This window comes from Xanthobacter oligotrophicus, assembly GCF_008364685.1.
GTDB classification, from domain to species: domain Bacteria; phylum Pseudomonadota; class Alphaproteobacteria; order Rhizobiales; family Xanthobacteraceae; genus Xanthobacter; species Xanthobacter oligotrophicus.
The window spans coordinates 289096-300218 of sequence record NZ_VTTL01000006.1 but is presented as its reverse complement, the minus strand read 5'-3'; the positions used below and the strand labels follow the sequence as shown (position 1 = coordinate 300218).

General features: G+C 68.6%; 10 protein-coding genes. 9 read left to right on the top strand and 1 reads right to left on the bottom strand.

The window, feature by feature from the left end; genetic code table 11:
• Positions 1–11: 11 nt before the first annotated feature.
• From FZ033_RS12325 to FZ033_RS12295, 7 genes are read left to right on the top strand one after another with little or no spacing between them, the layout of a single operon-like run.
• Entirely contained in the window at positions 12–818 is an 807-nt protein-coding gene (locus FZ033_RS12325) for a shikimate dehydrogenase family protein (RefSeq protein ID WP_149576420.1), read from the top strand.
• Between the two features lie 9 nt (positions 819–827).
• Entirely contained in the window at positions 828–2549 is a 1722-nt protein-coding gene (locus FZ033_RS12320) for an FAD-dependent oxidoreductase (RefSeq protein ID WP_149576419.1), read from the top strand.
• On the top strand, positions 2546–4342 hold the full coding sequence (locus FZ033_RS12315) for an FAD-dependent oxidoreductase (protein WP_149576418.1): 1797 nt from the start codon (positions 2546–2548) through the stop codon (positions 4340–4342). Before FZ033_RS12320 ends, FZ033_RS12315 begins: the two co-directional genes overlap by 4 nt.
• Positions 4332–4943 (top strand): NIPSNAP family protein, encoded by a 612-nt coding sequence (locus FZ033_RS12310; protein WP_149576417.1) that lies wholly within the window; start codon positions 4332–4334, stop codon positions 4941–4943. The genes FZ033_RS12315 and FZ033_RS12310 overlap by 11 nt, the downstream gene beginning before the upstream one ends.
• An 11-nt stretch (positions 4944–4954) precedes the next feature.
• The gene (locus FZ033_RS12305; protein ID WP_149576416.1) at positions 4955–5788 is read left to right on the top strand and encodes a sugar phosphate isomerase/epimerase family protein; all 834 of its coding nucleotides are present in this window, start codon (positions 4955–4957) and stop codon (positions 5786–5788) included.
• A gap of 32 nt (positions 5789–5820) precedes the next feature.
• Complete coding sequence (locus FZ033_RS12300; RefSeq protein WP_210247885.1) at positions 5821–5970, top strand: hypothetical protein; 150 nt, start codon at positions 5821–5823, stop codon at positions 5968–5970.
• A gap of 44 nt (positions 5971–6014) precedes the next feature.
• On the top strand, positions 6015–6923 hold the full coding sequence (locus tag FZ033_RS12295; protein ID WP_149576415.1) for an NAD-dependent epimerase/dehydratase family protein: 909 nt from the start codon (positions 6015–6017) through the stop codon (positions 6921–6923).
• Positions 6924–6934: 11 nt separating this feature from the next.
• On the opposite strand, the gene FZ033_RS12290 is transcribed toward FZ033_RS12295, so the two are convergent.
• Positions 6935–7759, bottom strand: a complete 825-nt coding sequence (locus tag FZ033_RS12290; RefSeq protein WP_232847460.1) for a helix-turn-helix domain-containing protein — start codon at positions 7757–7759, stop codon at positions 6935–6937.
• A gap of 326 nt (positions 7760–8085) precedes the next feature.
• Between FZ033_RS12290 and FZ033_RS12285 the strand changes: the two genes are divergently transcribed.
• Together FZ033_RS12285 and FZ033_RS12280 are read left to right on the top strand one after the other, a co-directional pair.
• Positions 8086–9798 carry an FAD-dependent oxidoreductase gene (locus FZ033_RS12285; protein WP_149576413.1) on the top strand — a complete coding sequence of 571 codons (1713 nt, stop codon included), beginning with the start codon at positions 8086–8088 and terminating at the stop codon, positions 9796–9798.
• 43 nt (positions 9799–9841) lie between these two features.
• Entirely contained in the window at positions 9842–11086 is a 1245-nt protein-coding gene (locus tag FZ033_RS12280; protein WP_149576412.1) for an ABC transporter substrate-binding protein, read from the top strand.
• Positions 11087–11123 lie beyond the last annotated feature (37 nt).

Here is an 11123-nt window from a genome sequence, read left to right as displayed (position 1 = left end):
CGGAGCCCCCCATGAACATCGACCTGTCCGGCGCAACCCGCCTCTACATCATCGTCGGCGATCCGATCGCCCAGGTGAAATCCCCCGCCGGCATGACGGCAGCCTTTCTCTCCCGCAATCATGACGGCATCCTTGTGCCGGTGCAGGTGGGAACCGGGGATCTCGGCGACCTGCTCGCCGTCTCGGGCAAGCTGAAAAATCTCGGCGGCGTCGTCGTCACCGTGCCCCACAAGTTCGGCTGCTTTTCCCACTGCGCCGAAGCCTCCGACCGCGCCGCCTTCATCGGCTCGGTGAACATCATGCGCCAGCGGCCCGAGGGTGGCTGGTACGGCGACATCGTGGACGGCCTCGGCTTCGTCGGCGCCGCGGTCAATGCGGGCTTCGATCCTGCCGGCAAGCGGGCGCTGCTGGTGGGGGCGGGCGGCGCGGGCTCCGCCATCGCTCTCGCCCTGATCGATGCGGGCGTCGCCGAGCTCGCCATCCATGACGCCGACGGGGCGCGACGCGATGCCATCGTCGCCCGCCTCAACACGCTCGGCAAGGGCCGGGCGGTGGTGGGCTCCACCGATCCCGCCGGCTTCGACCTCGTCGCCAATGCCACGCCCATGGGCATGAAGGAGGGCGATCCGCTGCCCGTGGATGTGACGAGGCTCGCGCCTGCCACCCATGTGGGCTGTGTCATCACCCAGCCGGCGGTATCGCCGCTGATCGCCGCCGCCCGCGCCGCCGGCTGCCCCACCTCCACCGGCACCGAAATGTACTTCGCCCTGCAGGAAAAGATGGTGGATTTTCTGCTGCACACCGACTCCAACGCTTGAGCCGGCGCCATGATCACCACCCTGGACGCCCTCCCCCCAAACGACGTCTATGACCTCGTCGTCGTCGGCTCCGGAGCCGGCGGCATGGCGACGGCGCTGTTCGCCGCCATCGCCGATCTGAAGGTGCTGCTGGTGGAGCGCACCGAATACATCGGCGGCACCACCGCCTTGTCCGCGGCCACCACCTGGATCCCCATGAACCGGCACTCCACCGAGGTGGCCGCGGACGACAGCCTCGAGAACGCCGAGCGCTTCCTGGACGGCGTGGTGGGCAACCGTTCCCCGGCGGTGCTGCGGCGCGCCTTCCTGGAGAGCGGACCCGAGGCCATCGCCACCCTCGAAGACCAATCGCAGGTGCGCTTTCGCCCCTACGCCACCCATCCGGACTATGAGCAGGACCATGAGGGCGCCACCTTGCGCGGGCGGGCACTGGAGCCGGTGCCCTTTGACGGTCGCAGCCTCGGTGCGGACCTCGCGCGCATCCGGCCGCCAATCCCGGAATTCACCATCCTCGGCGGCATGATGATCGACCGCACCGACATCGGGCACCTGCTGGGACTGACGAAGTCCTGGCGTTCGTTCCGGCATGCCGCCGCGATCCTCGCCTGGTACGGCCGGGACCGGCTGGCGCAGAGGCGCGGCAGCCGGCTGGTGATGGGAAATGCCCTGGTCGGGCGCATGCTCGCCTCTCTCAAGGCGCGCAACGTCCCCATTCTGCTGGAAGCCACCGTCCGCGACGTCGACGCGGGGCGCGGTGGCGTTGAAGGCGTCACGGTGGCGCAGAACGGTACGGAGCGGCTAATCCGCGTCCGTCGTGGGATGGTGATCGCGGCGGGCGGCTTCAACCGCCACCCCACCCGCCGGGCCGAGCTTCTGCCCCGGCCGACACCCGCCTACAGCCCTGCCGCGCCCGGACATACCGGCTCCATGCAGGACCTCGCCATGAAGCTCGGGGCCCGCTTCGGCACGGGGGGCGACCAGCCGGCCTTCTGGGCGCCCGTCTCGGTGCGCAGCCGCGCCGATGGCTCCACCGCCGTCTTCCCCCATTTCGTGATGGACCGCTCCAAGCCCGGCACCGTGTGCGTGGATCAGACGGGGCGGCGCTTCGTGAACGAATCCACCTCCTACCACCAGTTCGGCAAGGCCATGTTCGCGGCGAACCGGGATCGGCCGACCATCCCCTGCTTCATCATCACCGATGCGGTGGGCCTGAGGAGATTTGGCCTCGGCATGGTGCGCATGGGCACGCGCAACCTGAAGCCCTTCCTCGACGACGGCTATCTGGTGGAGGCACCCACCATCGCCGCCCTCGCGGCGAAGCTGAACATGGATGCCGGTGTATTGGAAGAAACCGTCGGCGCCATGAACGCCTACTCCAAGACCGGAGTTGATACGCAGTTCGGCCGCGGCACCACCGCCTATCACCGGATCAACGGCGATGCGGCGCACGGCCCCAATCCGACCCTCGGCCCGATCAAAGCCGCGCCCTTCTACGCCGTGCGGCTTTATCCCGGCGACATCGGTGCCGCCACCGGCCTCGTTATCGACGAATGGGCGCGGGTGCTGAAGGAGGACGGCACTCCGGTTCCCGGCCTCTATGCCTGCGGCAACGAGGCCCAGTCCATCATGGGCGGCACCTATCCCGGCCCCGGCATCACCATCGGCCCTGCCATCACCTTCGCCTATCGCGCCGTGCGCCATGCCTGCGAAGCCGGGGAGCAGCGGCCATGAACCAGCATCCCGGCCCCATTGCGCCCTCCGGCGCCGCACACCAAAACGCGACGCGAACCTGCGACCTCGTGGTGGTGGGCTCGGGAGCGGGCGGCCTCGCCACCGCCGTCACCGCCGCCTTCCTCGGCCTCGAGGTGGTCGTGGTGGAGAAGGATGGCAAGATCGGCGGCACCACCGCCTGGTCGGGCGGATGGATGTGGATCCCGCGCAATCCGCTGGCGGTGGAGGCCGGGATCGTCGAGGACATCGAGGCACCGCGTACCTATCTGAAGGCCGAACTGGGCAACGCCTATGACGAGGCCCTCGCCACCATGCTGCTGGAGCAGGGTCCGCGCATGGTGGATTTCTTCCGCCGCAACACCAGCCTCGCCTTCGTGGACGGCAACGCCGTTCCCGATTTTCACGACACCTCGCCCGGCTCGGCCAAGGGCGGGCGCTCGCTGTGCGCGGCGCCGTTCGACGGACGGTTGCTCGGCGCGCGCATTTCCGATCTGCGCGCCCCCCTCGACCTCATCTCCCCATTCGGCATGGGCATCGCCGCAGGGCGCGACATGCACCATTTCCTGGAGGCCACGCGCAACCCCTCCTCCTTCTCCCATGCCGCCGGGCGCATCCTGCGCCATTTCATCGACGTGGCGCGCCACGGCCGCGGCATGAAGCTGGTCAACGGCAACGCCCTCATCGCCCGCCTGCTGAAATCGGCCGACGATCTCGGCGTCACCATCCTCGCCTCCTCTCCAGCCCATGAAATGCTGGTGGAAGGCGGCCGGGTCTGCGGCATCGTCGCCGGCTCCGGAGCCACGGTGCAGGAGATCCACGCGCGGCGCGGCGTGGTGCTGGCGAGCGGCGGCTTTCCCCATGACCTCGCCCGCAAGGCGGCGCTGTTTCCCCACGCACCGACCGGCCGCGAGCACTGGTCGGCGGCGCCGCAGACCAATGGCGGCGACGGCATTCGTCTGGGGGAGGCCGCGGGGGGCCGCCTGCGTACGGACCTCTCCGACGCCGGCGCCTGGGCACCGGTGTCGCAGGTTCCTCAGGCCGATGGCACCCCGGCGTCCTATCCCCACCTCGTCGAACGCGCCAAGCCCGGCCTCATCATGGTGCGGCGGGATGGGCGGCGCTTCGCCAACGAAGCCGATTCCTATCACGACGTGATGCGCGCGCTGCTGGCGGCGACGCCCACCGGCGCGCCCGTGGAAGCCTGGATGATCTGCGACCATCCCTTCCAGCGCCACTACGGCCTCGGCCGCACCCGGCCCCGGCCATTCCCGCTGCGCCCCTGGCTCGCCAACGGATATCTGAAGCGCGGCAACAGCTTCGCCGAGCTGGCCCGTGCCTGCGGCATCGATGCCGACGGGCTCGAACAGACCCTCACCGAGTACAATCACGCCGCCGCGCGCGGCGAGGACCCCGCCTTCGGCCGCGGCTCCAGCCTCTACAACCGGGTGCAGGGGGATGCGGCGCACACGCCCAATCCCTGCGTCGCACCCATCGCCCACGGACCGTTCTATGCGGTGAAGGTGGTGGCCGGCAGCCTCGGCACCTTCGCCGGCCTCGCCACCGATGCCCATGCCCGGGTGCTGGACGGTTCGGGCACGCCCATCGCCGGCCTCTATGCGGTGGGCAATGACATGTCGAGCGTGATGGGCGGGCGCTATCCGGCGGGCGGCATCACCCTCGGCCCAGCCATGACCTTCGGCTTCGTCGCCGCGCACCACGCCAGCGGCACCCCCCTTCCTTCCGACACCATCGACAGCGGACAGCGTCCGCCCGGAGAGTCCCATGCGCTATGAACTGTTGTCCCTCACCATCCGCTTCGGCACCGTGCCTGCGGTGACCGCCGGCATCGAGGCCCATGCGAAGACGCCGGGCGCCGGCACGCTGCTCGGCTGCTTCGTCAGCGAGATCGGGGACCTCAACCGCGTCATCGTGTTCCGCAGCTTTGCCGACGACGACGCGATGCAGGCCGACCGCGCCCGCATCCACGCCGCCACCGACCCCTTCGGCGCGGGCGATGCCATCGTGGAGATGGAATTCACGGGCTATGCGCCCTATTCCTTCTCGCCGCCGGTGGTGCCGGGCAAATACGGCCCGGTCTACGAGATCCGCACCTATCGCGTGAAGCACGGCTGCCTGCCGGCGGTGGAGCGCGTCTGGGGTCCAGCGATCCCGGGGCGCGTGGCCCTCTCGCCCCTCACCATCGCCATGTATGCGCTGGAGGGCACGCCCCGCATCACCCATATCTGGCCCTATGCCAGCCTCGACGACCGCGCCGAGAAGCGCGCCCGCTCCGTCGCCGAGGGCGTATGGCCGCCGCCCGGCGGGCCGGCACTTCTCACCGGCGACATGCGCTCGGTCATCGCCTTGCCCACCGCCATCTCGCCGCTCGCCTGAGGAGGTCGGCCGTGGAGCCCGTCTATTCGCTGGCCTATCTCACGAGCGCGCCCCTCGACGCGCCGGATGCGGTCTTGCTCGCCCATCGCCTCGGCTATGGCGCGGTGGGCCTCAGGGCGCTGCCGGCCGCGCCGGGCGGCGCGGTCAACCCGTTGCTCCACGATGCTGCCGCGGAGCGGGAAACGCGGGCGCGCCTGGCCGATACCGGCGTCACCCTCTTCGACATGGAGATCGTGCGGATCGCCCCCGATTTCCGCGTGGAGGACGTGGCGGCCTTCCTCGATCTGTGCGGGCGGCTTTCGGCCCGCGCGGTGCTGGTGGCGGGCGATGATCCGGACGAAGCGCGCCTCGTCCAGTCCTATGCCGCCTTCTGCGCCGCGGCTCAGCCCTATGGGCTGACGGCAGACCTCGAATTCATGCCGTGGACGATGGTGCCGGACGCGAAGACCGCCCTGCGCATCGTCACGGCCGCAGGAGCGCCCAACGGCGGCATACTGGTGGATGCGCTGCACACTGCCCGCTCGGCGACGACACTCGCCGATCTTGCCGCCATTCCGCGCCATCTGCTGCACTATGCCCAGATGTGCGACGCACCGGCCGACATTCCGACCACCGCCGAGGCCCTCATCCACACCGCCCGCGCCGAGCGTCTGCTGCCGGGCGACGGCGGCATCGACCTCGCCGACATGTTCTCCGTGCTGCCGCGTGATCTCCCCATCAGCCTGGAACTGCCCAACGTGACCGAGAAGCCGCGCCTCGGCATCGAGGAATGGGCGCGCCTCGCGCTGGAGCGCGCACGGCGGGTCGTCCACGCGATCGAACATCGCCGGCCGGTCGCCGTCTGAGCAGAACGCAACCATCAGAAAGCAACGCCGCGATGGCACAGGAGAACGGGGACTGGCTGGGCCTCAAGACCTTGGTCTTCCTCGCCGGTGCCCGGGTCTCCCACGTCAACGGCGAGGAGATCGTTGTGGATGGCGGCCTCCGCCGCTCCCTCATGGGCCACATCCCGAGGCCGGGATACTGAGGCGCCACCCGGGGCGTCCCGCGATCGAGCACAGGGGTCAAGCCATGAAGGTCCTCGTCACCGGAGGCACCGGATTCATCGCCGCCTGGATCATCCGCCGCCTGCTCCGGCGGAGCATCGCCGTGCGCGTCCTCGACATTGCCAGCGATAGCGCCGCCGTGCGCGATATCCTCGGCGACCTCACCCGCGAGGTGGATTGGCGCAAGGCCGACATTCGCGACGCAGACGCCGTACATGCGGCCGTGCGGGGCTGCGGCGGGATCGTGCACATGGCCGGCATCCTTACGCCCGCCTGCCGGGCGGATCCGGTGAAGGGCGCCCAGATCAACCTCATCGGCACCCTCAACGCCTTCGAGGCCGCCAGGCGCGAGGGCGTGCCGCGCCTCGTCTATGCGAGTTCGGCGGGCGTGTTCGGGCCGCGGGACGGACACATCCCTTGTCCCACCACCCACTACGGCGCCTTCAAGCTCGCCTGCGAAGGCAGCGCCCGGGCCTATTGGGACGACCATCACATCGCCAGCATCGGCTTCCGGCCCTTCATCGTCTACGGGCCGGGCCGCGGCGAGGAAGGCGCCAGCGCCGGGCCGACGCTCGCCTGCCGCGCGGCCGCGCAGGGCACGCCCTATGTGATCCCCTATGTGGGCACCGCCGGCATGATCTATGTGGACGACGTGGCGGCGGCCTTCGAGCAAGCCTTGTCCGCCCCGATGGAGGGCGCGCACGCCTTCAATCTGGCCGGGCGCCCGGCTACCATCGACGAGGTGATCGCCGCCATCCGGCGCGAGGTGCCCGATGCGCACATCACCGCCGCCGGCTCCCCCATGCCCATTGCCGGGGAACTGGCGCCGGATCACCTCGCCGACGTGCTGCCGGACCTGCCGGAAACGTCCCTCGACACGGGCATTGCCGCCACCATCGCCTATTACCGAACGCGGGCCGCGGCGCGGGCGTGAGCGTCTGCGTCCTATCGCGGTGCGGCACGGAACGCTGCCGGTGAGCGCCCCGCATGGCGGGTGAAGAAGCGGCTGAAATAAGCCGGATCCTGAAAGCCGACGGCATGGCCCACCTCGCCGACGCTCATGCTCGTGTAGAGCAGGTTGCGCTTGGCCTCGATCATCAGGCGATCGTGCATGAGCTTCAGCGCGCTCTTGCCCGCCACCGCCCGGCAGGCGGCATTCAGGCGGGCATAGGTGATGTTGAGCCCGTCGGCATAAAAGGTGAGCGGCTGGGCCTGCCGGAAATGCTCTTCGATGAGCCGGCGATAGCGCACCACGATATCGGCATCGCGGCGCATCAGCGGTCCTCCAGCCGGCGCACCGCCATCCTTCAGCCGGGCCAGCGCGACCAGCACCCGCAGAAAGTGTGCGCCGATGGCCGCCCGCCGCCCCGGCGCCGCGCCGATGAATTCCCGCTCCAGCCACTGGAAGGCATCCAGGAGGCCGTAGCCGTCGCCATCCGGCCCCTGGGCTGAATAGAGGCCCACGGTGGCGGGTACATCGGCAAAGGCCGGATCCGTCCGCGCCATCGCCATCACGTAGGAAGCGGCGATGGTGAGGGCGAAGCCGTCCGAGCCCGGTTCAAAGCGGATTTCGTGAACCGCCGTCGGGGGGATGACCACCACCGTGGGCGGGTCGAGCTGCCACTCGTCATCCTCCACGCGGATGCGCCCGCCGCCCTCGGTCACGAACAGGAACTGGACGTGCTCGGGATGGGCATGTGGACGGATCGTCCAATCATGCACGCTCGAGCGGATACGGATGGCTTCCACGTGGAGGAAGTCGAGATCCACGTCTGCCAAGGCTTCGTCGTATAGAAAGAAGCTCGGGATCACATTTCGTCGTGTCATTCGCAAGTGCAGCATTGTTGTGACATGACCTGGAGGATGCTGTGGCCTTACGAAAAGTACAACAGGATTTTGCTTTCATCCATTGTCGGCCGGTTTCGGCGGGCCTATCCATGGCACATCAACGAGCCGTCGAAGAGCTGGGCAAGCCAGCCGCGGAGTGAGCGACGCCAGTGCGTCGGCGCCGCGGTGCCATGCGATCACACAACGCCTTTTGCGCACAGGAAGCGCGGACTTCACACGCCCGGCGCGTGTCGAGGAGGAGCCTTTTCATGTCTTTGAGCGAACACGCCCCGCTCGTGTGCGACGTGCTGGTCATCGGGTCCGGAGCCGGCGGCCTCTCCACGGCGGTCACTGCGAGGAAGCACGGCCTCGACGTCGTCGTGGTGGAGAAGGAGGAGCATTTCGGCGGCACCACCGCCTTTTCGGGCGGTGTGCTGTGGATCCCCGGAAATCCCCATGCTGCGGCGCAGGGCGTCACCGACACGCGAGAGGCCGCCCGGCTCTATCTGAAGACCGAGACCGGCAACTTCTACCGCGAGGACGCGATCGAATGCTTTCTCGACAACGGCCCGCGCATGCTCGAATTCTTCGAGCGCGAGACCGAAGTGAAGTTCGTCGCCTCCGCCTATCCCGACTACCACCCGGACCTGCCGGGCGGGGTGGACATCGGCCGCTCCGTCGTGGCCGCGCCCTATGATGCGCGTGGCCTTGGAACGGAGATGAACCGGCTCAAGCCGCCGCTCGCGACCATCACCTTCATCGGCATGATGTTCAATTCGTCCAACAATGAATTGAAGCATTTCTTCAACGCCACGCGCTCCCTCACTTCCGCGGTCTATGTGGCGAAGCGCCTTGCCAGCCACCTGAAGGACCTTCTGTTGTACCGGCGCGGTGTTCAGGTCACGAGCGGCAACGCGCTGGCGGCCCGCCTCGCCAGGTCGGCCTTCGACTGCGGCGTTCCGATCCGCACCGGCACGGCCGCAAAGCAGCTGATCGTCGAGGATGGCGCGGTGACCGGCGCCGTCGTGAAGGACGCCGTAGGCACCCAGCGCATCACCGCGCGACGCGGCGTGGTGCTGGCCTGCGGCGGCTTCCCCCATGACGAGGCGCGTCTTGCGGGCATCTATCCCCACCGCCGGCGTGGCGGCGCGCATGTCTCGCCCACGCCTGAGGGCAATACCGGCGATGGCATCCGCCTCGCGGAAACCGTGGGCGGGCAGTTCGAGGCGCGCTTTCCCGATGCGGCGGCCTGGATGCCGGTGTCGAAAGTGCCCCTGGGCAACGGACGCTTCGGTGTCTTCCCCCACCTCGTGGACCGCTACAAGCCCGGCGTCATCGCGGTGAACCGGCACGGCCGCCGCTTCACCAACGAGGCCAATTCCTACCACGACGTGGGCGCCGCCATGATCGCCGACAGCGAGGGCCAGGGCGAGACCGTCGCCTGGCTGGTCTGCGACCATGCCACCATCCGCAAGTACGGCCTCGGCTTTGCCAAGCCCGCTCCGGTGCCGACCTCGCTCTATACCCGCACCGGCTATCTGCTGAAGGGCCGCACGCTGGCCGACCTCGCCCGCGCGGCCGGCATCGATGCCGCCGCCCTGGAAGCGACAGTGCGCACCTACAATGTGGGCGCCGAAAAGGGAGAGGACCCGGCATTCCACCGCGGTTCCACCGCCTTCAACCGCTATCTCGGCGACCCGGACCACAAGCCCAACCCCACGGTGGCGCCCATTGGTCAGGGGCCGTTCTATGCGGTGAAGATCGTCATGGGCGATCTCGGCACCTTCGACGGGCTTTCCACCGATCCCCTCGGCCGGGTGCTGGACACAAACGCGGCTCCCATCGCCGGCCTCTACGCCGTGGGCAACGATGCGGCGAGCATCATGGGCGGCAATTATCCCGGCGCCGGCATCACGCTCGGGCCCATCATGACGTCGGGCTATGTCACCGGGCGGCACCTGGCCGGCGCCTCCGCCTACTGACGAAAAACAAAGACAAAACAATGAACTATAAGGGAAAAATGCCATGGCCATGGATCGCAGGAGCTTTCTCGGCACAAGCCTTGCCGTCACCGCGTTCGGGCTCGGTCCGGCGGGGAGGGCGCGAGCCGCCGACGACACCATCCGCATCGGCCACATCACCGACATGTCCGGCATCTATCGCGACGTGGAGGGGCCGACCAGCGTCGCCTGCACCCGGCAGGCCATAGAGGAGTTCACCGCCGCCAATCCGGGCATCCGGGTCGAGCTGGTGGTCGCCGACCACCAGAACAAGCCGGACGTGGGCCTCACCATCATCCGCAAATGGTTCGACGAGGACGGCATCGACGTCATCACCAACGTGGGCAACAGCGCCATCGCGCTGGGCTCGCGCGGTATCCTGCAGGAGCGCGACAAGGTCTCCATCGTCACCTCCGCCGGCAGTTCCGACCTCACCGGCAAGAGCTGCAGCCCCAATCTCCTGCACTGGAGCTGGGACAGCTGGTGCCTCGCCCATTCCACCGCCACGGCGCTGGTGAAGACCGGCGGCACGAGATGGTTCTTCGTCACCGCCGACTATGCCTTCGGCAATGCCGCGCAGGCGGATGCCACCCGCTTCATAGAGGCCTCCGGCGGCAAGGTCGCGGGCGCGGTGAAATATCCCTACGGCTCGACCGCGGATTTCTCCTCGTTCCTGCTGCAAGCCCAGGCCTCCGGCGCCAATGTGGTGGCCTTCTGCAATTCCGGCACCGAGCTGATCACCTGCCTGAAGCAGGCGCAGGAATTCGGCCTCGACGCCGGCGGCAAGGTGCGCCTCGCCGCCACCGTGGGATACATCACCGACGTCATCGCCATGGGCCTGCCGGTGGCCCATGGCCTTTCCCTCACCGAGACCTTCTACTGGGACCTCAACGACCGCACCCGCGCTTTCATGAAGCGCATCGCCCCGAAGCTGCCGGCGGGCGTGTTCCCCAACATGAGCCAGGCCGGGGATTATTCCGGCGTCACCCATTATCTCAAGGCGGTGAAGGCGCTGGGCGTCGCCCGCGCCAAGGCTTCGGGGCGGGACACCATCGCCGTGATGAAGCAGATGCCCACGGACGACGACTGTTTCGGCCCCGGCCGCGTGCGTGAGGACGGGCGCAAGATCCACCCCGCCTATCTGTTCTCCGTGAAGGCTCCCGCCGAGAGCAAGGCCCCCGGCGACATCTACAAGCTCGTCTCCACCATCCCGGCCGAAGAGGCCTTCCGGCCTGTGGCCGAAGGCGGCTGCCCCTTCGTGAAGACCTGAATACGCCCGGCCCCCTGGGCTCCGTGACGTGCATCCC

Excerpts from the sequence above, each read along its gene's own strand:
- FZ033_RS12320 (WP_149576419.1), top strand. The coding sequence starts at position 828 with ATGATCACCACCCTGGACGCCCTCCCCCCAAACGACGTCTATGACCTC.
- FZ033_RS12310 (WP_149576417.1), top strand. The coding sequence starts at position 4,332 with ATGCGCTATGAACTGTTGTCCCTCACCATCCGCTTCGGCACCGTGCCT.
- FZ033_RS12280 (WP_149576412.1), top strand. The coding sequence starts at position 9,842 with ATGGCCATGGATCGCAGGAGCTTTCTCGGCACAAGCCTTGCCGTCACC.
- FZ033_RS12295 (WP_149576415.1), top strand. The coding sequence starts at position 6,015 with ATGAAGGTCCTCGTCACCGGAGGCACCGGATTCATCGCCGCCTGGATC.
- FZ033_RS12325 (WP_149576420.1), top strand. The coding sequence starts at position 12 with ATGAACATCGACCTGTCCGGCGCAACCCGCCTCTACATCATCGTCGGC.
- FZ033_RS12285 (WP_149576413.1), top strand. The coding sequence starts at position 8,086 with ATGTCTTTGAGCGAACACGCCCCGCTCGTGTGCGACGTGCTGGTCATC.
- FZ033_RS12315 (WP_149576418.1), top strand. The coding sequence starts at position 2,546 with ATGAACCAGCATCCCGGCCCCATTGCGCCCTCCGGCGCCGCACACCAA.
- FZ033_RS12300 (WP_210247885.1), top strand. The coding sequence starts at position 5,821 with ATGGCACAGGAGAACGGGGACTGGCTGGGCCTCAAGACCTTGGTCTTC.